At 67.0% G+C, this 21,537-nt stretch carries 20 protein-coding genes; 15 read left to right on the top strand and 5 right to left on the bottom strand.

Annotation, left to right across the window (positions count from 1 at the left end; all coding sequences use genetic code 11):
- The first annotated feature begins 61 nt into the window (after positions 1-61).
- Entirely contained in the window at positions 62-625 is a 564-nt protein-coding gene (gene efp / locus DFO47_RS10555; protein WP_018761428.1) for an elongation factor P, read from the top strand.
- The gene (gene nusB, locus DFO47_RS10550) at positions 625-1,035 is read left to right on the top strand and encodes a transcription antitermination factor NusB (protein WP_018761427.1); all 411 of its coding nucleotides are present in this window, start codon (positions 625-627) and stop codon (positions 1,033-1,035) included. The genes efp and nusB overlap by 1 nt, the downstream gene beginning before the upstream one ends.
- A gap of 75 nt (positions 1,036-1,110) precedes the next feature.
- Here the strand turns inward: nusB and DFO47_RS10545 are convergent, their stop codons facing one another.
- Positions 1,111-2,385 (bottom strand): PrsW family glutamic-type intramembrane protease, encoded by a 1,275-nt coding sequence (locus tag DFO47_RS10545; RefSeq protein ID WP_133831595.1) that lies wholly within the window; start codon positions 2,383-2,385, stop codon positions 1,111-1,113.
- A 177-nt stretch (positions 2,386-2,562) separates the two neighbouring features.
- On the opposite strand from DFO47_RS10545, the gene pyrR reads away from it, so the two are divergent.
- The 13 genes from pyrR (at position 2,563) to DFO47_RS10480 (ending at position 17,538) form a co-directional block, all read left to right on the top strand.
- The gene (pyrR, locus tag DFO47_RS10540; RefSeq protein WP_018761425.1) at positions 2,563-3,150 is read left to right on the top strand and encodes a bifunctional pyr operon transcriptional regulator/uracil phosphoribosyltransferase PyrR; all 588 of its coding nucleotides are present in this window, start codon (positions 2,563-2,565) and stop codon (positions 3,148-3,150) included.
- Positions 3,147-4,172 carry an aspartate carbamoyltransferase catalytic subunit gene (locus DFO47_RS10535; protein ID WP_133831594.1) on the top strand — a complete coding sequence of 342 codons (1,026 nt, stop codon included), beginning with the start codon at positions 3,147-3,149 and terminating at the stop codon, positions 4,170-4,172. The genes pyrR and DFO47_RS10535 overlap by 4 nt, the downstream gene beginning before the upstream one ends.
- Positions 4,172-5,512, top strand: a complete 1,341-nt coding sequence (locus DFO47_RS10530) for a dihydroorotase (RefSeq protein WP_133831593.1) — start codon at positions 4,172-4,174, stop codon at positions 5,510-5,512. The genes DFO47_RS10535 and DFO47_RS10530 overlap by 1 nt, the downstream gene beginning before the upstream one ends.
- Positions 5,512-6,030 carry a hypothetical protein gene (locus tag DFO47_RS10525; protein WP_133831592.1) on the top strand — a complete coding sequence of 173 codons (519 nt, stop codon included), beginning with the start codon at positions 5,512-5,514 and terminating at the stop codon, positions 6,028-6,030. The genes DFO47_RS10530 and DFO47_RS10525 overlap by 1 nt, the downstream gene beginning before the upstream one ends.
- A 19-nt stretch (positions 6,031-6,049) precedes the next feature.
- Positions 6,050-7,264 carry a glutamine-hydrolyzing carbamoyl-phosphate synthase small subunit gene (gene carA, locus DFO47_RS10520; RefSeq protein ID WP_243835432.1) on the top strand — a complete coding sequence of 405 codons (1,215 nt, stop codon included), beginning with the start codon at positions 6,050-6,052 and terminating at the stop codon, positions 7,262-7,264.
- On the top strand, positions 7,264-10,587 hold the full coding sequence (carB, locus tag DFO47_RS10515; RefSeq protein ID WP_133831590.1) for a carbamoyl-phosphate synthase large subunit: 3,324 nt from the start codon (positions 7,264-7,266) through the stop codon (positions 10,585-10,587). The genes carA and carB overlap by 1 nt, the downstream gene beginning before the upstream one ends.
- Positions 10,580-11,440 (top strand): orotidine-5'-phosphate decarboxylase, encoded by an 861-nt coding sequence (pyrF, locus tag DFO47_RS10510; RefSeq protein ID WP_018761419.1) that lies wholly within the window; start codon positions 10,580-10,582, stop codon positions 11,438-11,440. The genes carB and pyrF overlap by 8 nt, the downstream gene beginning before the upstream one ends.
- A 111-nt stretch (positions 11,441-11,551) precedes the next feature.
- Positions 11,552-11,869, top strand: a complete 318-nt coding sequence (mihF, locus tag DFO47_RS10505; RefSeq protein ID WP_026264488.1) for an integration host factor, actinobacterial type — start codon at positions 11,552-11,554, stop codon at positions 11,867-11,869.
- Between the two features lie 46 nt (positions 11,870-11,915).
- Entirely contained in the window at positions 11,916-12,509 is a 594-nt protein-coding gene (gene gmk, locus DFO47_RS10500) for a guanylate kinase (RefSeq protein WP_018761417.1), read from the top strand.
- A gap of 16 nt (positions 12,510-12,525) precedes the next feature.
- Positions 12,526-12,786 carry a DNA-directed RNA polymerase subunit omega gene (rpoZ, locus tag DFO47_RS10495; RefSeq protein ID WP_026264487.1) on the top strand — a complete coding sequence of 87 codons (261 nt, stop codon included), beginning with the start codon at positions 12,526-12,528 and terminating at the stop codon, positions 12,784-12,786.
- Between the two features lie 38 nt (positions 12,787-12,824).
- Positions 12,825-14,063: a bifunctional phosphopantothenoylcysteine decarboxylase/phosphopantothenate--cysteine ligase CoaBC gene (gene coaBC, locus DFO47_RS10490; protein ID WP_133831589.1), complete on the top strand. Its 1,239-nt coding sequence runs from the start codon at positions 12,825-12,827 to the stop codon at positions 14,061-14,063.
- Positions 14,064-14,139: 76 nt separating this feature from the next.
- Complete coding sequence (gene metK / locus DFO47_RS10485) at positions 14,140-15,375, top strand: methionine adenosyltransferase (protein WP_018761414.1); 1,236 nt, start codon at positions 14,140-14,142, stop codon at positions 15,373-15,375.
- A 90-nt stretch (positions 15,376-15,465) separates the two neighbouring features.
- Positions 15,466-17,538 carry a primosomal protein N' gene (locus DFO47_RS10480; RefSeq protein WP_133831588.1) on the top strand — a complete coding sequence of 691 codons (2,073 nt, stop codon included), beginning with the start codon at positions 15,466-15,468 and terminating at the stop codon, positions 17,536-17,538.
- A 56-nt stretch (positions 17,539-17,594) separates the two neighbouring features.
- Here DFO47_RS10480 and DFO47_RS10475 read toward each other — a convergent pair whose 3' ends face one another.
- From DFO47_RS10475 to DFO47_RS10460, 4 genes are read right to left on the bottom strand one after another with little or no spacing between them, the layout of a single operon-like run.
- Positions 17,595-18,671: a glycosyltransferase family 1 protein gene (locus DFO47_RS10475; RefSeq protein ID WP_133831587.1), complete on the bottom strand. Its 1,077-nt coding sequence runs from the start codon at positions 18,669-18,671 to the stop codon at positions 17,595-17,597.
- Entirely contained in the window at positions 18,668-19,597 is a 930-nt protein-coding gene (locus DFO47_RS10470) for an alpha/beta hydrolase (RefSeq protein WP_133831586.1), read from the bottom strand. Before DFO47_RS10470 ends, DFO47_RS10475 begins: the two co-directional genes overlap by 4 nt.
- An 8-nt stretch (positions 19,598-19,605) precedes the next feature.
- Entirely contained in the window at positions 19,606-20,475 is an 870-nt protein-coding gene (locus tag DFO47_RS10465) for an aldo/keto reductase (RefSeq protein ID WP_109044556.1), read from the bottom strand.
- A 19-nt stretch (positions 20,476-20,494) separates the two neighbouring features.
- Positions 20,495-21,460: a sugar-binding domain-containing protein gene (locus DFO47_RS10460; RefSeq protein ID WP_026264485.1), complete on the bottom strand. Its 966-nt coding sequence runs from the start codon at positions 21,458-21,460 to the stop codon at positions 20,495-20,497.
- Between the last annotated feature and the right edge of the window lie 77 nt (positions 21,461-21,537).

Raw genomic sequence — 21,537 nt, 5'->3', positions numbered from 1 at the left:
TTGCCCGCCCGGCATACAGCACCTGGCCCACACGGCCGGATAAAGGAACCAGAGGAAACCAGTGGCAACCACTAACGACATTAAGAACGGAACGGTCCTGAAGCTTGAGGGCCAGTTGTGGAACATCATCGAGTTCCAGCACGTCAAGCCCGGCAAGGGCGGCGCCTTTGTCCGCACCAAGATGCGCAACGTGATGTCCGGCAAGGTTGTCGACAAGACCTTCAACGCCGGCCTCAAGATTGAGACGGCCACCGTCGACCGCCGCGACTACCAGTACCTGTACCAGGACGGCGCGGACTTCGTGTTCATGGACACCTCCGACTACGACCAGATCACCGTTTCCGGGGCCACGGTGGGGGACGCCACCAACTTCATGCTTGAGAACCAGATGGTGAACATCGCCATCCACGACGGCAACCCGCTCTACATCGAACTGCCGCCGAGCGTCGTCCTCGAAATCACCTACACCGAGCCGGGCCTGCAGGGCGACCGCTCGTCCGCCGGCACCAAGCCTGCCACCCTGGAAACGGGTTACGAGATCCAGGTGCCGCTGTTCATCGAGAACAACACCAAGGTCAAGGTGGACACCCGCGACGGCAGCTACCTGGGCCGGGTCACCGAGTAGTGAGCGCCCGCGGTAAAGCCCGCAACAGGGCACTGGATGTTCTTTTCGAGGCGGAGCAACGCTCTGTTTCGGCATTTGACGTGCTCCGCGCACGCCGGGAAAAGACCGACCAGGTGGTCAACCCCTACACCTTGGAAATCGTTGAGGGCGTAGTGTCCCAGCAGGCAGCCATTGATGAGTTCCTGGAGACCTACTCGCAGGGCTGGAGCCTGGAACGGATGCCGTCAGTGGACCGCATCATCCTCCGCATCGGTACGTGGGAGCTCCTGTACAACGACGACGTCCCCGACGGAGTTGCGGTCAGCGAAGCCGTTGCACTGGCCAAGACGCTGTCCACGGATGAGTCTCCGCAGTTCATCAACGGCCTGCTCGGGCGCTTGCAACAGCTGAAGCCTTCGCTGCTCGCCTAGCGAAGAGCCCAGGTTTGCGGCGTCAGCCGAACGCCAAGGGGCCCGCCGGACATCCGGCGGGCCCCTTCTGCGTTCTCAACGGGCGATGGCCGCCCGGAGCTCCAGGATCCTTTGGAGCTGGTGCCGCTCCTCGGCCTGGTGAAGAGGCACGTCCCGCCCGCTCAGGATCCGCTGGCGGATATTCGCGAGCTGTGTGGCCGCTTTCAGGAACTGCTTCATCTGCGGTCTCCGGCCCGCGGTGGCGGCCCAGGACAACGCCGTGCGCCTTCCGGCGGGGGTCGCCAGGAGCTGCACCTCGTCCGGCGTGAACCAGCCCGCGGCCGAATACTCCAGCAGCCGCTGCCGGGTCAGGCGCTTCTCGGCAACCCGAAGGAAGATGATGCCTGCCGCCGCCAGCAGGAAGATCGGAACCTGGACCATGATGTAGTCCAGCAGGAAGCCCCTGCCCATGCTGTTCCACCTGTTGTGCAGGAACATGGCCGGCAGCAGCCCTGCCAGGAAGGCTCCCACGGACGCTCCGGTATGCCACTTCCGCGCGGCGAACCCCATCACCAGTCCCGTGGTTCCGGTGAAGATCGCGTGCGCGAAGGGCGACATCACGCCTCGGAGGAAGAAGATCTGGGCGAGGTCGCTGGCTGGGGAAGCCGATTCGGCCACGGCCCTGCCGAAGTAGAGGATGTTCTCGGTGAAGGCGAACCCGCCGGCGATGGTGAAGGCAAAAACGACGCCGTCAACGGGCCCGTCGAATTGCCGTCGCGCTGCCAGCAGGATGATCAGCAGGCCCAGGGACTTGGCGAATTCTTCGACCACGGGCGCCTGCACGGTGGCCATGTACGTCTGCAGGTCCGCCTGGTCCGTGAACTGGAACGCGATCACAAAGAACGGCTGGATGAGCAGGGTCACCGCAACGGATACCGCAGCACCCCACACGAAGGCGAACAACAGCAGCCGCTTCGGCTCCGGTTCCCACCTGTCGATAATGTGGACCGCCGCCAGGACCACGGACAAAGGAACCAGGGACGCGAGGAACCCGATCAGGAATCCGCCGGCGCCGGTATTGGACAGCAGGAACGGGACCACCAGGAACAGGCTCAGGAACGCGAGCACACCGCCTGCGATGGACAGTCCCGCCAGTCCGGTCCGTGCCCGGGATACCCGCAGCGCAGTCCCCGGGAGGTGCGGACCGACCGTGGCCAAGGGCTGGCCGCCGTGCCCCGGTGCCGGGCGGTAGTGTCCTGGATGGACCTGGCCCATCCAGCTGGGGTTGGCCTGCCGGGGGACCGGCCCGGGTGCTTCGCGGTAGGGGTCCTCGGGGAGCCCTGGTGTTGGTTGCTGCGGATACGTCGGCATAACGGAAAGCCTAGGCGGGGGGCGCCGGAGCGCCAAGGAACCACGAATCCGCGCCAGCCGATGTGACCAGCAACGCGTCTCCCGGGCGCAGGCACGGCGAGGCGATGTGGTAATTTTGAACAGCAAATGTTCCTTTTTTAATTCCGTCCTGTGAGGCGGGGAAAGGGGAGACGAGCGTTGACTTCTGTCACCAGCGCACCGGTTCCAGCCAGGGTTGTCCTCAGCCAGGCGGACATCGACCGGGCACTCACTCGTATCGCCCACGAGATCCTCGAAGCCAACAAGGGATCCCGGGACTTGGTCCTGCTGGGCATTCCCCGCCGCGGATACCCGCTGGCTGTCCGGCTGGCCGAAAAAATTGCGGCTGCCGACGCCACCGTGGACGCCGCCGCCATCGTGGGCCAGCTTGACGTCACCATGTTCCGCGACGATCTTTCCCACCAGGGGACCCGGCCGCCGTACCCCACCAAACTGCCCCGGACGGGGATCGACAACAAGGTAGTGGTGCTGATTGACGACGTCCTGTACTCGGGACGCACCATCCGCGCCGCCCTGGACGCCCTCGTTGACCTCGGCCGCCCGCGCATCGTCCGGCTGGCCGTCCTGATCGACCGGGGCCACCGCGAACTTCCCATCCGTGCTGACCATGTGGGCAAAAACCTGCCCACCTCCTCCGCCGAAAAGGTACGGGTCCGGCTCGAGGAGACCGACACACCCCAAGGCGGATCACCGGTCAACGAAGTCGTGATCGAGGGCGGCGCATGAAACACCTCCTGTCCACCCAGGACCTCAGCCTTGAAAATGCCATCCGCATCCTGGACACCGCCGAGGAAATGTCTGCCGTGGGCGAGCGGGAGGTCAAGAAACTCCCGGCCCTGCGCGGACGCACGGTGGTCAACCTTTTCTTCGAGGACTCCACCCGGACCCGGATCTCCTTTGAAGCCGCAGCCAAGCGGCTCTCTGCCGATGTGATCAACTTCGCCGCGAAGGGGTCCTCGGTATCCAAGGGAGAATCCCTCAAGGACACCGCCCAGACGCTGTCCGCCATGGGGGCCGACGCCGTCGTCATCCGCCACTGGGCTTCCGGCGCGCCGCACCGGCTCGCCGCAACGGACTGGATCGACGCCGGCGTCATCAACGCCGGTGACGGCACCCACGAACACCCCACCCAGGCCCTCCTGGACGCCTTCACCATGCGCCGGCACTGGGCGCGGCTGGCCGGAACGGCGTCGGAGGGAACAGACCTCAAAGGCCTGCGCGTCGCGATCGTCGGCGATGTCCTGCACTCACGCGTGGCACGGTCCAACGTCTGGTTGCTCCGGACCCTGGGCGCGGAGGTCACCTTGGTGGCGCCACCCACCCTGCTGCCGGTCGGCGTCGAACAATGGCCCTGCAACGTCAGCTATGACCTCGACCAAACCCTGGCAAACGGCGTGGACGCCGTCATGATGCTCCGCGTCCAGGGCGAACGCATGAACGCCTCGTTCTTCCCCAGCACCAGGGAATACTCCCGCCGCTGGGGCTTCGACGACAACCGGCTTCGCGCCCTGGACGACCTCGGCATGACAGACACCATCATCATGCACCCAGGTCCCATGAACCGGGGCCTGGAAATCAGCGCCGCCGCAGCCGACTCACCCCGGTCCACCGTCCTGGCACAGGTCCGCAACGGCGTGTCCGTTCGGATGGCCGCACTGTACCTGCTGCTCTCCGGGGATTCCCGCGAACCAGCCGCAACCCGGGCCCCGGCCTACACCACCGCCGCGCCCATGAAGGAGAGCATCTGATGACGACCACCACCGGAACCTACCTCATTAAGGGCGCCTCCATCCTGGGCGGCGAAGCCTCGGACGTGCTGATCCGTGACGGCATCATCGCCGAGATCGGCCACGGCCTGGATGCCGGCGGAGCCACGGTGATCGACGCCGCCGGCTGCGTGGCGTTGCCCGGCATGGTGGATGTCCACACCCACCTGCGCGAACCCGGCCGCGAGGACGCCGAAACCGTCGAAACCGGAACCCGCGCAGCGGCTCTGGGGGGCTACACGGCTGTTCATGCCATGGCCAACAGCACTCCCGTCGCCGACACCGCCGGCGTCGTCGAGCAGGTCTACACCCTGGGCCGGGCCGCAGGCTGGGTGGACGTGCGCCCGGTCGGGGCCGTCACGGTCGGACTGGCGGGGGAGCAGCTGGCGGAACTTGGCGCCATGGCCGACTCCCGCGCCCGGGTCCGGATGTTCTCCGACGACGGCATCTGCGTCCACGATCCCGTCCTGATGCGCCGGGCGCTGGAATACGTCAAGGCGTTCGACGGCGTCGTGGCCCAGCACGCGCAGGAACCCCGCCTCACCGCCGGGGCACAGATGAACGAGGGCGACGTCTCCGCGGTTCTCGGCCTGACCGGCTGGCCTGCCGTCGCCGAGGAAAGCATCATCGCCCGCGACGTCCTGCTGGCCCAGCATGTCGGCTCGCGGCTGCACGTCTGCCACGTATCCACGGCAGGCTCCGTGGAAATCATCCGCTGGGCCAAGGAACGGGGCATCGACGTCACCGCCGAGGTGACCCCGCACCACCTGCTGCTGACCGATGACCTCGTGCGCAGCTACGACCCCGTCTTCAAGGTCAACCCGCCGCTGCGCACCGATGCCGACGTCCAGGCATTGCGTGCCGGGCTCGCAGACGGCACGATCGACGTCGTGGGTACCGACCATGCACCGCACCCCAGCGAGCACAAGGAATGTGAATGGGCGCAGGCCGCCATGGGCATGACCGGACTTGAAACGGCCCTCTCAGTCGTGCAGCACGCCATGATCGAAACCGGACTGATGACATGGCGGGACTTCGCCCGCGTCACCTCCACGGCCGCGGCTAAGATCGGGCGGCTGTCCGACCAGGGACGGCCCATCGAAGCCGGTGAGCCCGCCAACCTCATTTTGGTGGACCCGGCAGCCCGCTGGACCGTCGATCCGTCCACGATGGCCACCATGGGCCGCAACTCGCCGTTCAAGGGCCGGGAATTGCCGGGCAAGGTGGTTGCCACCTTCTACAAGGGACACCCCACGGTGCTCGAGGGTGCACTGAACACGCCCCACCCGGACGCCGCAGCCACCACGGCGGGCGTTGCCTGATGGACAAAATCCTCCCCGGACTTGCCATGCTGGCGGTCGTCGCCGTCGTCTTTGTCCTCCTGGGCATCGGCTGGCGCAACCGGCTCAGGCGCCAGGCCGACGTCGAACAGCTGCCCGAGGTGCCTGCGGCACCCGGTGAACCCGCCGCCGTCGCCGAAGGGCAGTACGTTGCCACCACCACCGCCGGTGACTGGCTCGACCGGATCGCCGTCCACGGCCTCGGGATCCGCACCAATGCAACCCTCGCGGTCTACCCGCACGGCGTCCTCTACGAACGGGCCGGAGCGCCGGCGCTCTACATCCCTGCCGCTTACCTGACCGGTGTCCGGCAGGACAGCGGCATGGCCGGGAAGTTCGTCGAGAAAGACGGCCTGCTCGTGCTGGCCTGGATGCTCGGCGCGCATGAGCTTGACACCGGCTTCCGGACCCGACGCGCCGCCGACAAAGACGTGCTTTACCAGGCCCTTCAGGAATTGATTTCGTCAGCCCCAGCGGCTGGTGCCACCAGTGGAAAGTAAGACAGTGAAAGCGAATACATTGACAGCAACCACCTCCGCTCCTGTGTCAGCCCCGGCTGCGCTGGTTCTCGAAGACGGCCGCATTTTCCGAGGCACCAGCTACGGCGCCACCGGCACCGCCCTGGGCGAGGCCGTCTTCGCCACCGGCATGACCGGCTACCAGGAAACCATTACCGACCCGTCCTATGCCCGCCAGCTCGTGGTACAGACGGCACCCCACATCGGCAACACCGGTGTGAACAGCGAGGACGCCGAGTCCCGGCGGATCTGGGTGGCCGGCTACATTGTCCGGGACGCTGCCCGCCGGCCCTCCAACTGGCGCTCCGAGCGCTCCCTTGACGAGGAACTGGTGGCCCAGGGCATCGTCGGCATCCAGGGCGTGGACACCCGAGCCATCACCCGCCACCTGCGCGAGCACAAGACCATGCGCGCCGGCATCTTCTCCGGCGGGGCGGCAGAGGCCACGGACAAGGAACTGCTCGACGCCGTCCTGGCCAGTGCGCCCATGGAAGGTTCCCGCCTGGCCGAGGAGGTCAGCGTCGACGAAGCCTACGTCGTGGAACCGAAGGACCACGGCTGGGAAGGTGAACCCCGCTTCACCATCGCGGCGATCGACCTCGGCATCAAAGCCATGACCCCGGTACGGTTCGCCGAGCGGGGCGTCCGCGTCCATGTGCTGCCGGCCACCGCCACCCTTGAGGATGTCAAGGCCGTCAACCCGGACGGTTTCTTCATGTCCAACGGCCCTGGCGACCCAGCGACCGCAGACGCCCAGGTCAAGCTGCTCCGCTCAGTCCTGGACGAAAAGCTGCCGTACTTCGGCATCTGCTTCGGCAACCAGATCCTGGGCCGGGCATTGGGCTTTGGCACGTACAAGCTCCGCTACGGACACCGCGGCATCAACCAGCCCGTGATGGACCGCCGCACCGGGAAGGTCGAAATCACCTCCCAGAACCATGGCTTCGCCGTGGACGCCCCGCTCGACGGCGCCACCCAGGCGCCGGAATCACGGTACGGCCGGGTGGAAGTCAGCCACATCAGCCTGAACGACGACGTCGTGGAAGGCCTCGCCTGCCTGGATATCCCGGCGTTCTCCGTGCAGTACCACCCCGAAGCTGCCGCCGGCCCGCACGACGCCGCGTACCTGTTCGACCGCTTCATCGACCTGATGGCGGACACCAAGGACGCTGACACCAAGACTGCCAACGACAACAAGACCGAGGACAAGAAGTAATGCCAAAACGTACAGACCTCAAAAGCGTCCTCGTCATTGGTTCCGGCCCGATCGTCATCGGCCAGGCCGCCGAATTCGACTACTCCGGCACGCAGGCCCTGCGCGTCCTCAAGGAGGAGGGCCTTCGCGTCATCCTCGTGAACTCCAACCCGGCCACCATCATGACCGACCCCGAGTTCGCCGACGCCACCTACGTTGAGCCCATCACCCCCGAGGTGGTGGAGAAGATCATCGCCAAGGAACGGCCGGACGCCGTCCTGCCCACCCTGGGCGGGCAGACCGCGCTGAACACCGCCATCGCCCTGGACAAGAACGGTGTACTGGAGAAGTACAACGTCGAGCTGATCGGTGCCAACATCGCCGCTATTGAGCTGGGCGAGGACCGGGAAAAGTTCAAGGGCGTCGTGGAGCGCTGCGGCGCGGAATCCGCCCGCAGCCACATCATCCACAGCATGGATGAAGCCCTCACGGCAGCCGACGACCTGGGCTACCCCATGGTGGTCCGCCCCTCCTTCACCATGGGCGGCCTGGGCTCCGGACTGGCCTACAACGAGGACGACCTGCGCCGCATTGTCGGCCAGGGCCTGCAGTACAGCCCCACCAGCGAGGTGCTGCTCGAGGAGAGCATCCTGGGCTGGAAGGAATACGAGCTCGAAATGATGCGGGACAAGAACGACAACGTGGTTGTCGTCTGCTCCATCGAGAACTTCGACCCCGTGGGCGTGCACACCGGCGACTCCATCACGGTTGCTCCGGCGCTGACCCTCACTGACCGCGAGTACCAGAAGCTGCGCGATGTCGCCATCGCCGTCATCCGCGAGGTGGGCGTCGATACCGGCGGCTGCAACATCCAGTTCGCGATCGACCCCGCCACCGGCCGTGTGGTGGTCATCGAAATGAACCCGCGCGTCTCCCGCTCCTCCGCACTGGCTTCCAAGGCCACCGGCTTCGCGATCGCCAAGATCGCCACCAAGCTCTCGCTGGGCTACACCCTGGACGAGATCCCCAACGACATCACCCAGAAGACCCCGGCGTCCTTCGAACCCACCCTCGACTACGTGGTGGTCAAGGTGCCGCGCTTCGCCTTCGAGAAGTTCCCTGCGGCGGACAACACCCTTACCACCACCATGAAGTCGGTGGGCGAGGCCATGGCGATGGGCCGCAACTTCACCGAAGCACTGCAGAAGGCACTGCGCTCCCTGGAACAGAAGGGCTCGCAGCTGGACTTCAGCAGCGTCCCTGAATGGGAAGTGGCCGAACTCATCGAAAAGGCCAAACGCCCCACCACCGAGCGCCTGCACCAGGTCCAGCGCGCCCTCCTGGGCGGCGCCACCGTGGGGCAGCTTTTCGAGGCCACCAAGATCGATCCCTGGTTCCTTGACCAGCTCCAGCTGCTCAACGAGATCTCCCGCGAAATCCGCCAGGCCGGTGCTCTGACAGCGGACATGCTCAAGCGCGCCAAGCGCCACGGTTTCTCGGACGAGCAGATCGGCTCCCTCACGCACAACCCTGAGGCAGTGGTCCGGGGCGTCCGCCAGGCCCTCGGCATCCGCCCCGTCTACAAGACCGTTGACACCTGCGCCGCCGAATTCGCCGCCTACACGCCGTACCACTACTCGGCCTATGACGAGGAGGACGAGGTCGCGCTGCACTCCAAGCCGTCCATCCTGATCCTCGGCTCAGGCCCCAACCGCATCGGCCAGGGCATCGAGTTCGACTACTCCTGCGTCCACGCGTCCATGGCGCTCCGCAAGGCCGGCTATGAGACCGTCATGGTCAACTGCAACCCGGAAACCGTCTCCACCGACTACGACGTCTCCACCCGGCTGTACTTCGAGCCCCTTACGCTGGAGGACGTCCTCGAGGTCATCGCGGCCGAGGAACGCACGGGCGGCGTCATGGGCGTGTTCGTCCAGCTTGGCGGCCAAACCCCGCTGAAGCTGGCGCAGCAGCTCGCCGACGCCGGCGTGCCCATCCTGGGTACCTCACCGGAGGCCATCGACCTCGCCGAGCACCGTGGCGCCTTCTCCCGCGTGCTGGACAAGGCCGGCTTGGTGGCGCCGAAGAACGGTACGGCCGTCTCCTTCGAGGACGCCAAGAAGATTGCCGATGAGATTGGCTACCCCGTCCTGGTCCGCCCGTCCTACGTGCTGGGCGGCCGCGGCATGGAAATCGTCTACGACGAGCCGAACCTCTCGCGCTACATCGCCAACGCCACCGAGATCACCCCGGACCACCCGGTCCTGATCGACCGGTTCCTGGAAGACGCCGTCGAGATCGACGTCGATGCCCTCTTCGACGGCACCGACATGTACCTGGGCGGCATCATGGAACACATCGAGGAAGCCGGCATCCACTCCGGTGACTCCGCCTGCGTCCTGCCGCCCATCACCCTGGGCAGCAACGTCATTGAACGGGTCCGCGTGGCCACCCGCGCCATCGCCGAGGGCGTGGGCGTGCGCGGACTGATCAACATCCAGTTCGCGCTGGCCTCGGACGTCCTGTACGTCCTGGAAGCCAATCCGCGCGCCTCCCGGACCGTGCCGTTCGTGTCCAAGGCCACCGGCGTCCAGATGGCCAAGGCCGCCGCGCTGATCGGCACCGGCGTGACCATCAACCAGCTGCGCAGCGCCTACAAGATGCTGCCCGAAACCGGCGATGGATCCACCCTCCCGCTGGACGCGCCCGTGGCCGTCAAGGAAGCCGTGCTGCCGTTCAGCCGGTTCCGGACGGTCGAGGGCAAGGTGGTGGACTCCCTGCTCGGGCCCGAGATGCGTTCCACCGGCGAAGTCATGGGCATCGACAAGCACTTCGACACCGCCTTCGCCAAGAGCCAGGCGGGCGCGAACAACGCCCTGCCCACCGAAGGCAAGGTCTTCGTGTCCGTGGCCAACCGGGACAAGCGCTCGGTGATCATGGGCGTCAAGCGGCTCTCGGACCTCGGTTTCGAGATCGTCTCCACCGGTGGCACCGCCGATGTCCTGCGCCGCAACGGCATCCAGGCCACCCCGGTACGCAAGGTGGCCGAGGGCAGCAGCGCCGAAGGGGAAGGCACCATCGCCGACCTCATCGTCGCGGGAGAGATCGACATGGTCTTCAACACACCGTCCGGCGGCGAAGCCCGCAGCGACGGCTACGAGCTCCGGGCCGCGGCCACGTCCATCGGCATTCCGTGCATCACCACGGTGGCCGAGTTCAACGCCGCCGTCCAGGCCATCGAAGCCATGCGCACCTACGAGTGGTCCGTCACCAGCTTGCAGGAGCACGCGGCTGCCCTCGCCGAGTCGCAGCAGAAGGCGAAGGCGGCCCTGCAGCATGCCTGAGCAGGTACCGGGCGCCGGCCGGGAGTCTTTTGGCTCCCGGCTGGGCGCCGCCATGGCATCCCGCGGTCCGCTCTGCGTGGGCATCGACCCGCACCCGGCGCTGCTGGAAAGCTGGGGCCTGGACGACGACGCCGCCGGGCTGAGACGGTTTTCGCTGACGGTCCTTGAGGCCGTGGCTCCGCTCGCTGCCGCGGTGAAGCCCCAGGTGGCCCTTTACGAACGGCATGGATCCGCCGGTATTGCCGTGCTGGAAGAGGTCCTGGCCGGGGCCCGCGAGCAGTCGGTGCTCAGCATCGCCGATGCCAAGCGCGGGGACATCGGATCCACCATGGCCGCCTACGCCGACGCGTGGCTCCGTGACGGCTCCCCGCTGGCGGCGGACTCGGTCACCCTCAGCCCCTACCTGGGGTTCGAGTCCTTGCGGCCGGCGCTGGACCTTGCCGCGGACACAGGCCGGGGCGTGTTCGTCCTCGCCCTGACGTCCAACCCGGAAGGCGCCTCCGTCCAGCACGTTGGCGGCAGCGATTCGGTGGCGCGCAGGATCACCACCGCCGCAGCCGCGGAGAACGCCCGCTACGCAGGAAACCTGGGGTCCGTGGGCCTGGTGGTGGGCGCCACCGTTGGCACAGCGCTGACGGACCTCGAGCTGGACCTCGCAGCAGTCCGCGGCCCCATCCTGGCGCCAGGCCTTGGCGCCCAGGGAGCTACCCCTGCCGACCTCCGGGCCACGTTCGGCGCCGCGTACCCGCTGGTCCTGGGAACCTCCAGCCGGGACATCCTCTCGGCGGGACCCCGGCCGGGCGGATTGCGGGAAGCTGCCCAGCGCACCTTGGACGGGCTGCGGGGACAATAGTCCGCCAATTCCCCGGATGCATTGCTTCAGGCTGCACCAAAGGGTATTTTCAGGACAGGTCCAAGGGCGGCCGCCCTTGGATGAAATCCGCCGACTCCGGGGGTGTCCGTGATGGTCCTGCGACCTTTATCTGCGACTGAACGGGCCGAGGCCCTGGGCAAGGCGGCGGCGGCAAGGGCCACCCGGGCAGCGGCCAAGGAAAGCCTTCGAAACGGGGACAGGTCCGCGGCGGACATCATTGGCTCAGCCCTTGAGGACGACGCCCTGGCCCGGATGAAGGTGTCCGAACTCCTCGAAGCCCTTCCCGGCATCGGAAAGGTGCGGGCCGCGGCCATCATGCAGCAGTTGGGCATTGCGGCCTCCCGCCGGGTCCGCGGGCTGGGCGTCCACCAGCGGCGGGCGCTGGTAGATTTTATAGACGAGCATTAGCGCAGGCCGGCCGCCTGCGCTTCCCCACCTCCAGCAAAAGGAATACGTGAGCAAGAAACCCGGACTGACAGTCCTCGCAGGTCCGACGGCTGTTGGCAAAGGCACCGTGTCCACCTACATCCGGGACAACTACCCCGAAGTCTGGCTTTCCGTCTCGGCCACCACCCGCGCCCCCCGGCCCGGGGAAGAGGATGGCGTCCACTACTTCTTCAAGTCCAAGGAAGAATTCGAGCAGCTCATCGCCGACGGTGAACTGCTGGAATGGGCCGTGGTCCACGGCCAGAACACCTACGGCACGTTGAAGAGCACCGTGAACCGGGCGATCGCCGAGGGCCGCTCAGTCCTGCTGGAGATCGACCTGCAGGGCGCCCGCCAGGTCAAGGCGGCAGTCCCGGACGCGCAGTTCGTCTTCCTGGCGCCGCCGACGTGGGACGAGATGGTCCGCCGGCTGGTGGGCCGGGGGACCGAAACCCCCGAGGAACAGCAGCGCCGGCTGGAAACCGCTAAACTGGAACTTGCTGCTGAACCGGAGTTCGACCACACCGTCATCAATGATGACGTCCGCCGGGCAGCGGACGAGCTTGTTTCACTCATGGGGCTGACCCCGCATCCACATCTGCCGGAACCGTCAGCCCGCTAGGAATTTGGAGAAATTCGTGTCTACGAACCTTGAAGGCATCATCAACCCGCCGATCGACGATCTGCTGAAGGTAGCGGATTCCAAGTACGGCCTGGTGATCTTCGGTGCCAAGCGTGCTCGTCAGATCAACGCCTACTACGCCCAGCTGCACGAGGGCCTGTTCGAGTATGTCGGCCCCCTGGTCGATACCAAGCTGAACGAGAAGTCGCTCTCGATCGCCCTGCGCGAGATCAACGAAGGCAAGCTGGTTTCCACGCCGATCGAAGCCGCAGAGTAGTCCTGCAACCGAACTGACTTGCTGTTGACGGAGGTCACGTGCGCATAGTCCTCGGAGTCGGGGGAGGGATTGCCGCCTACAAGGTGGCGTCGCTCCTCCGGCTTTTTACTGAAGCCGGCCATGACGTCACGGTGATCCCCACCGAGGCGTCCACCCGGTTCGTCGGTACGGCCACCTGGGAGGCGCTGTCCGGCAACCCGGTCAGCAACAGCGTTTTCGATGACGTGCACCTGGTCAACCACGTACGGCTGGGCCACGAGGCCGACCTCGTGGTCGTCGCACCCGCCACGGCCGACCTCCTTGCCAAGGCAGCCACCGGCCAGGCCGGCGACCTCCTGACCAACACGCTGCTTATGGCCCACGGCCCGGTGCTCTTTGCCCCGGCCATGCACACGGAGATGTGGCAACATGCCGCCACGCGCGCCAACGTGGAAACTCTCCGCGGGCGTGGTGCTGCAGTCCTTGAACCCGCCTCCGGCAGGCTGACAGGGGCAGACTCGGGACCGGGCAGGCTCCCGGAACCCCAGGCCATCTTCGACGCCGCCATGGCGCTGGTGCAGGGCCGGTCCGATTACCAGCTTCCGCTGGCGGGACGCACCGTCACCATCAGCGTCGGCGGAACCCGGGAACCCCTGGACCCGGTCAGGTTCCTCGGCAACCGGTCCTCCGGCAAGCAGGGCGTCGCGCTGGCCGTTGCCGCGCGGAATGCCGGGGCCACCGTGCGCTTGCTGGCAGCCCACATGGAGGTCCCGGCGCCGGCAGGGGTTGAGGTGCAACGTGTGGAGACGGCCCTGGAGCTCCGTGAGGCCGCACTGGCTGCAGCAGCCGATTCCGACGTGATCATCATGTCCGCTGCCGTGGCCGATTTCCGGCCCGCAGAAGTCTCGGACACCAAAATCAAGAAGCGGGACGACACCGCCGACCCCGTCATCACCCTGGTCCGCAACCCGGACATCCTGCAGGAACTCGTGGAGAAGCGCAACGCATCCCGTGCCGGAAGCGGCCAGCTCGTCGTCGGCTTCGCCGCCGAAACGGGAGACAGCCAGGGCGACGTCCTGGCTTACGCCCAAGCCAAACTGCAGCGCAAGGGCTGCGACCTGCTGGTGGTCAACCACGTGGGGATGGACAAGGTCTTTGGCCAGGACTCCAACGCGGTGGTCATCCTCTCCCGGGCCGGCTCCGAACCACAGGAGGCGTCCGGGACCAAAACCGAGGTTTCGGAAGCCATCATCAGGCGCATCAGCTTTGAACTGAACCACGTTTCGCCCCGCGCCTGAAGTGTTTCAGGCCACGTTTGCTTAGCACAGGGACATCTCCCGCCTGGCAAGCAACACCAACCAGTAAGGTAGTTGAGTGACTTTACCGCTGCACCTTCCCCAGGCCCACGGGGCCACGCCCGCCGCACTCCGGCTCTTCACGTCCGAGTCGGTCACCGAGGGCCATCCGGACAAGATCTGCGACCAGATCAGCGACGCCATCCTGGACGCGCTGCTGGCAGCCGACCCCGAGTCGCGCGTGGCCGTGGAAACCATGGCCACCACGGGTCTGGTGCACGTGGCAGGCGAAGTCACCACCGACGCCTACGTCGAGATCCCGCAGATCGTCCGTGAGACCATCCTGGGAATCGGCTACGATTCCTCGGCCAACGGCTTCGACGGCGCCCGGTGCGGCGTCTCCGTCTCCATCGGACAGCAGTCCAACGACATTGCCGGCGGTGTGTTCAACTCACTCGAGGCGCGCGAGGGCCGCCAGGAGGACGATTACGACCTCCAGGGCGCAGGGGACCAGGGCCTGATGTTCGGCTACGCCAGCGACGAGACCCCTTCCTACATGCCGACGCCGATCTGGCTCGCCCACCGGCTGTCCGAACGACTCACCGAGGTCCGCAAGACGGGCCAGCTGGCCTACCTCCGCCCGGACGGCAAGACCCAGGTGACCGTTGGCTACGACAAAGACGTCCCCGTCTCCGTGGAGACAGTAGTGATCTCCAGCCAGCACGCCGACGGCGCAAGCCTCGAGCAGCTCCGCGCGGACCTCGCCGCCATCGTGATCGAACCCGTTCTTGCCGGCGCCAACCTGGACCTCTCGCGCACCGCCAACATCCTCAACCCGGCCGGTGAGTTCGTTATCGGCGGACCGGTTGGGGACGCCGGACTCACCGGCCGCAAAATCATCGTGGACACCTACGGCGGCATGGCCCGCCACGGCGGTGGCGCCTTCTCCGGCAAGGACCCGTCCAAGGTGGACCGCTCTGCTGCCTACGCCATGCGCTGGGTTGCCAAGAACGTGGTGGCCGCAGGACTGGCCAAGCGCGCCGAGATCCAGATCGCGTACGCTATCGGCCAGGCCCGGCCCGTGGGAACGTACGTGGAGACGTTCGGCACCGAGACCGTGGACCCGGCCAGGATCAGCGCCGCCATCGCCGAGATCTTCGACCTCCGCCCGCGCGCCATCATTGACGCCCTTGACCTGAAGCGGCCCATCTACGCAAAGACCGCCGCGCACGGGCACTTCGGCCGCGACGATCCTGACTTCACCTGGGAACGCCTGGACCGGGTGGATGACCTGAAGGCATTCTTCAACGCCTGACAGTCCCCGTGAGGCGTCCGGAAGACCAATGTCAGTGCCCGGTGCTTGGCTGTCCTTGTCCAACCCGGTAGCTGAACGGAGGTAACCGCCATGGTTGCTGACAGTTCCGTCCAGCCATCGTTGCTGCAGGGATTTCCGGTTCGGACTCCGTCCGCCGGAGCCATGGCAGCACAGCTGCCGGTGGCGCGGGTTCTCGTGGAGTCCTCCCTCCCGCACCTGGACCGGCCTTTCGACTACGCCGTCCCGGCCTCCCTTGACCGGGAGGCCCGGCCCGGGGTGCGGGTCAAGGTCAAGTTCAACGGCCAGGACCTCAACGGCTTCCTCCTCGAACGGATGGCGGAGTCCGACGCCGGACATGCCCTGGTGCCCCTGGCCAAGGTCGTTTCACCGGTTCCGGTCCTCACGCCCGCCGTCCGGGACCTGGCCACCGCAGTCGCCGCCCGGTACGCCGGTACCGTCAGCGATGTCCTCCGCCTCGCCGTTCCACCCCGCGTCGCCAGGCTGGAGAAGGAATACCCGGGCGCCTACGCGGAAGCGGAAGTCGGAACCACTCCCGCCGCCGCCGGCCCCTCAGCCTGGGCGGACTACCGCACCGGTGCGGCCTTCCTGCGGCACCTGGCCGCCGGTGGAGCGCCGCGCGCGGTGGTCAACCCGCTCCAAGGCTACGGACCCGCCGGGTGGCCGCACCTCCTCGCCGAAGCCGCTGCCGCCGCCTACACCTCGGGCCGCGGCGCCCTGCTGGTGGTGCCGGACTACCGCGACCTTGACCGCCTCGAGGCAGCACTCAAGGACGTGCTGCCGGATGACGCCGTGGCACGGCTCACCGCAGACGACGGCCCCACGCCCCGGTACCGCAACTACCTTCGCCTGCTGGCCGGCACCGCCAAAGTGGCCATCGGCACCCGGTCTGCCGCCTTCGCACCGGTACCGGACCTCGGCCTGGTCGCCTGCTGGGACGACGGGGACGACCTCCACATCGAGCAACGCGCGCCCTACCCGCACGCCCGGGAAGTCCTGCTCCTGCGGGCGGAACAGGAAGGCGCCGCCTGCCTCCTGGCCGGGCACTCGCGCAGCACGGAGGTCCAGCGGCTGGTGGAGTCCGGGTGGGCCATCCCCGTGAGCACCCCGCGTAACACCCTGCGGGCCACCGTTCCGCGGGTCGTCAGCACCGCCGACACCTTCGAGCAGGCCCGCGACCCGCTCGCAACGGTCGCCCGGCTTCCGCACGCGGCCTGGCAGGCCGCCAAGGAAGGCCTGGAGCGCGGACCTGTCCTGGTGCAGGTGGCCAGGTCCGGCTACGCGCCGTCACTGGTCTGCGAAACGTGCCGCGAGCCGGCACGCTGCGGAACCTGCCAGGGGCCGTTGGCGCTGGCAGGCACGTCGGCGCTTCCCCAGTGCCGCTGGTGTTCGACGCCGGCACCGGACTGGAGCTGCACCCACTGCGGCGGCCGGCGGCTCCGGAAAGGGGCCACCGGGGTCCTGCGTACTGCGGAGGAGCTGGGGAGGGCTTTTCCCGGCAAAACCGTCGTTACCTCCTCCGGTGACCAGGTAAAGGCCAGGGTGGGGGAGGCAAAGGCCCTGGTGGTGGCCACGGTGGGGGCGGAGCCGGTCGCGGCCGGCGGCTATGCAGCGGCCCTGCTCCTGGACGGCGACTCCCTGCTGCGGCGGGAAACCCTCCGCGCCGGCGAGGACACGGTCAGGCGGTGGCTGAACGCCGCGGCACTGGTGCGCCCTGCCCCGGACGGCGGACTGGTGGTGGTGACGGCCACGGACACCGCTGCCACAGGCGCCCTGCTCCGTTGGGATCCTGCCGGCTATGCCCAGCGGGAGCTGGCCCTGAGGATGGAACTCCAGTTGCCCCCGGCGGTCCGGATCGCATCTGTCACCGGGCCGCGACCCGCCGTCGAACACTTCACGGCCGCCGTGGAGGCCGGGCTCGGCAGCGCCGGAATAACGGTGCGCACCGCAGGCCCGGCGCCGCTGGTGCTGACCGCTCCGCCGTCCGGGAGGCGCTCGGCCGAGGACGTCCGGACCCTGCTGTTCTTCCCGTATGGCCAGGCGGCCGCCGTCGTCCGTGTCCTGCGGGCCACCCGGGCAGCCGCGGCCGCCAAGCGGACCGTGGAGCCGGTACAGTTGCGCCTGGACGGCGTGGACGTCCTGTAACGGGTTGGCAGCACGGTGCTTGTTGCCTCGCCTGCGTCACCGGACTGGAGACGCGCTCAGCGCCGCCTGTTCGCCACCACTTCGTGTGCCGCATCCACCAGTTGCCTCGCCGATTCGTCCCAGCTGAATTCGGCGGCCCGCGCCACGGAACGCCGGGACATGTCCTGCCAATGCCCGTCATCCTGCAACTGCGCCACCGCGTGCGCGAACTGTTCGGGGGAGCCCGGGTCCACGTACAGGGCTGCGTCCGCGCCCACCTCGCGGAAGATCGGGATGTCGCTGGCGATCACCGGCGTCCCCACAGCCATGGCTTCCACCAGGGGGAGCCCGTAGCCCTCGGCCCTGGACAGGCTTACCAGTGCGGTGGCCCGCCGCAGCAGCCCGTCATATTCCTCGTCGGTGACGCCGTTGTGGAACACCACGGCGGCGCCCGGCGGCACCAGGCCTTCGAGTTCCGCGCGCCGTTGTGGACTGATCCGGCTCAGCAGGTGCAGGGTGTAGCCGGGCAGCCCGGACATGCCGGCCACCATGGTTTCCACATTCTTGTAGGGCATGAACGAGCCCATGTAGATGAGCGTCGTGTCCGCGCCGTCACCCGGGGTGCGGTGGACCTGGGCCGGCTGGGGGGCGTTGGCGATGATGCGCACCGGCCGGCGGGTCAGGCGGTACTTGGCGATGAGCGCCTCCGTGGTCCGGCTGATGGTGGCCACCGTGTCGGCCCGGTTCAGCAGCAGCCGCTGGGGCCAGAACGCCTTGTGGTAGAGGCGCCAGAGCAGCCTGACCGGGGCCGGCAGGAATCCCGGGGGAGCGGGGTGCTCGTAGTAGATGAGGTCGTGCAGCGTCAGGATCAGGCCGTACTTCCTGCCCCAGGTGCCCATGGTCTGCATGGGGCACACCACCACATCGGCGCCGAGGCCGTTGACCCTGCGGGCCACGAACAGCTCCAGCGGTGAGAGCGGACTGTTGATCAGCGTGTACGGAACATCCGGCAGGAGGGCGAGCTGGCGGACGTCGGAGACCAGCATGGAGACGTCTGCGATTTTCGCCGTGGCGGCGATCAGGCTGGCCCCGTAGCGGCTGATGCCGTCATGGTGGTCGGTGCGGGTAAAGCGGGCGTCGATAACTATCTTCACGCGGGATGATCCTTCAGGAAGCTGCGGATGTGGCGGGCGGCGGGCTCCGGCGTTTCGTAATGGATCAGGTGTCCGACGCCGGGAATCACCTTCAGCTCCCCGTCCGGCAGCAGTGCCAGGAGGCGCTGCTGGCTGGGAAGCGTGGCTATTTCGTCCCTTTCGCCGGCCACCAGCAGCACGGGGAGGTCCAGCCGGCCGGCCACCTGGGCCACGTGGTTGCTGACCGACGCCGTGAAGGACTCCAGCAGGCTGTCGCGGTCGGCGAAGGAACTGAAGTACGCGTGGTGCTGGCCGTGGATGAATGCCCGCAGTTCCTTGTCGCGTGTCTTGGCCATGGTCTCGCTCATGACGCGCACAATCAGCCGGTTGCGCAACAGGGCCAGCCCCGGTTTGCGGGGGAGCCTTGCCGCCAGCCGGTAGTACAGGACTGCCAGCCGCGTCATCACGCCTTTGGGCCCCTCCAGCGCCGGGGCAGCAATGGGGTTGATGAGGATCAGGGGGCGGACTGCGCCGGGGTGGCCGGCCACAAAGTGCGCTGCCACGATCGAACCGAAAGAGTGGCCCAGCAGGACGGTGTCCGGTCCCAGCCCACGGGCCGCCATGAAGTCGCTGACGAACTGTCCGTAGCGTTCCACCGAATGCTCGTCCTGCCCGAAGGCGTCGGACCTGCCAAAGCCCGGCAGGTCGGGCATGATGATGCGCATGTCCGGCAATTGGTCCGCGACGCGCAGGAGCCCGTGATGGTCGCCCCGGAAACCGTGGATCACCAGGATGGTGCGGGTTTCCGGTGTTTCCTTCAGCGGCTCGTAGGTCCAGAACGCCACGCTGCCGCCGTCGAGGGTTACGGTGCCGGCCGAAGTCCGCGCTGCCAGTGCGGCACTCACGTATGCCGGCGCAGGGGAGGTCCCCGGGTTCACGGTATCCATGCCCGCGCCTAGTTGACGTTGTCCGGGTGCGAACCGGTGCGCTGCCCACGGTCCAACGCAGTAATCGCGGCGAGGTCCCGTTCGGAAAGCTCGAACCCGAAGACGTCCAGGTTCTCCCGGATGCGGGCCTCCGAACTTGCCTTGGGGATGGCAATGTTGCCCAGCTGCATGTGCCAGCGCAGGATTACCTGCGCCGGGGTCCTGCCGTGCTCGGCGGCGCAGGCTTCGATGACCGGATCCGCAAGCACCTGGCCGCGGCCCAGCGGGCTCCATGCTTCGGTCCGGATACCCAGGTCAGCGTGCTTGCTGCGCAGTTCTTCCTGCTGCAGCCAGGGGTGCAGTTCGATCTGGTTCACGGCAGGAACCACTTCGGCGCTTTGCAGGAGCCGGTCAAGGTGGGCGGGCTGGAAGTTGCTGACGCCGATGGCGCGGACGCGGCCTTCGCGGTAGAGGGTCTCCAGTGCGCGGTACGTTTCCGGGAACAGCCCGCGCCGCGGGCATGGCCAATGGATCAGGTACATGTCCACGTAGTCCAGGCCCAGGTTGACCATGGAGTCGTCGAAAGCACGCAGCGTGGAGTCGTAGCCGTGATGGTCGTTCCATACCTTGGTGGTGATGAAAACGTCCTCCCGGGTCAGGGAAGGGGACAGCTCCCCGGACCCGCCGCTTCCGGTTCCGTCGCCAAGCTGGGAACTGATGCCGCGCGCGACGCCTGTCTCGTTTCCGTACATGGCCGCGGTGTCGAAGTGGCGGTAGCCTGCCGCGAGCGCCGTGGCCACCAGGCCTTCTGCGTCCGCCGCCGGCACCTTATACAGCCCAAAGCCAAGCTGGTCGATCAGCACGCCGTTGTTCAGGCTGAGCCGGGGTGAGGTTCTCATGGAAACGACTCTACCCACTTCAGCTTGTCAGGCCCTCGTAATCGACCAGCCGGCGGGCGGTGGCTTCGTCCAGGATCAGGTCCGTGGCCAGCCTCGCGGCCAAGGCCCCGCGGAGGCCGTTGATCTTGGAGACACCTGAGACCACGCAGATCCTCCGGCGCACCTGGCGCAACTGGGCAAGTGCCGGCCCGGTGGAGCGTTCGTTCAGGACGATCCCGTTGGAGGAACCGTCGGCCCGGAAGAACACGGTGGCTACGTCGCCCACCACGTCCGAGTTGGCCAGCGCGTTCAGGTCCTCCTCGTCGAGGTATCCGCCCGCGTAGACGTGGCTGGGGTAGTCGGCGTGCACCGAACCGACACCGAAGATGGCAATGCTCATCTTGGCCTGGAGTTCCAGGACGCGCTGCACGCTGCGTTCATTCCACATGGCCGTCTTGGTGGCGGCGTGGTCGAAGAAGGCCGGGACGGGAAACTGCTCCACCCGTGCGCCGTAGGCGCTGCCAAACCTTCGCATGATGTCACTGGCGTAGGTAATGCCCGTGGTGTGCATGTTTCCTGCGCCGTTGAGCTGGACGATAACGCTGTCGTGGGTGATCTTCCGGGTGAGGTGCCGGCTGACCGCGCTGAGGGTGGATCCCCAGGCAACGCCGATGATGGCATTGGAGTCCACCAGGGGACCGATGGTGCGTGCGGCCTGCATGGCCACGCGGTCCAGGGTTTCGGCTTCGTTGAGCGTCCCCAGGACCGGTACAACGTGCACGTCAAGGTTGTACCTGCGCCGGATCATGCCTTCCAACTCCGGGCCGGTATCGAGCGGATTGCGGATCTGGATCTGCACCAGCCCCGATTCCCTGGCGGCGGACAGGAGGCGTGAAACGGTGGACCGGGAGGTACGCAGTTCGCGTGCGATCGCATCCATGGTGAGGTCCTGCAGATAGTACATTTGTGCAGCTCGGAGGGCATCTGCGTCCCTGGAGAGAGTCATCTCATTTCCCATCTGCACGTTTGTGCATAGTGCTTGACTCCATTTTCCATATCTCCAAAGAATAGAGCAGAACGGCG

It is taken from the genome of Arthrobacter sp. AG258 (assembly GCF_004364695.1).
GTDB lineage: Bacteria > Actinomycetota > Actinomycetes > Actinomycetales > Micrococcaceae > Arthrobacter.
The sequence above is the reverse complement of the archived record's forward strand: the minus strand, read 5'-3'. Positions and strand labels throughout refer to the sequence as shown.

Coding starts and splice junctions, on each gene's coding strand:
- DFO47_RS10545 (WP_133831595.1), bottom strand. CDS start 2,385: ATGCCGACGTATCCGCAGCAACCAACACCAGGGCTCCCCGAGGACCCC.
- DFO47_RS10535 (WP_133831594.1), top strand. CDS start 3,147: ATGAAACACCTCCTGTCCACCCAGGACCTCAGCCTTGAAAATGCCATC.
- DFO47_RS10530 (WP_133831593.1), top strand. CDS start 4,172: ATGACGACCACCACCGGAACCTACCTCATTAAGGGCGCCTCCATCCTG.
- DFO47_RS10525 (WP_133831592.1), top strand. CDS start 5,512: ATGGACAAAATCCTCCCCGGACTTGCCATGCTGGCGGTCGTCGCCGTC.
- carB (WP_133831590.1), top strand. CDS start 7,264: ATGCCAAAACGTACAGACCTCAAAAGCGTCCTCGTCATTGGTTCCGGC.
- pyrF (WP_018761419.1), top strand. CDS start 10,580: ATGCCTGAGCAGGTACCGGGCGCCGGCCGGGAGTCTTTTGGCTCCCGG.
- mihF (WP_026264488.1), top strand. CDS start 11,552: ATGGTCCTGCGACCTTTATCTGCGACTGAACGGGCCGAGGCCCTGGGC.
- DFO47_RS10480 (WP_133831588.1), top strand. CDS start 15,466: ATGGTTGCTGACAGTTCCGTCCAGCCATCGTTGCTGCAGGGATTTCCG.
- DFO47_RS10470 (WP_133831586.1), bottom strand. CDS start 19,597: ATGGATACCGTGAACCCGGGGACCTCCCCTGCGCCGGCATACGTGAGT.
- DFO47_RS10465 (WP_109044556.1), bottom strand. CDS start 20,475: ATGAGAACCTCACCCCGGCTCAGCCTGAACAACGGCGTGCTGATCGAC.
- DFO47_RS10460 (WP_026264485.1), bottom strand. CDS start 21,460: ATGACTCTCTCCAGGGACGCAGATGCCCTCCGAGCTGCACAAATGTAC.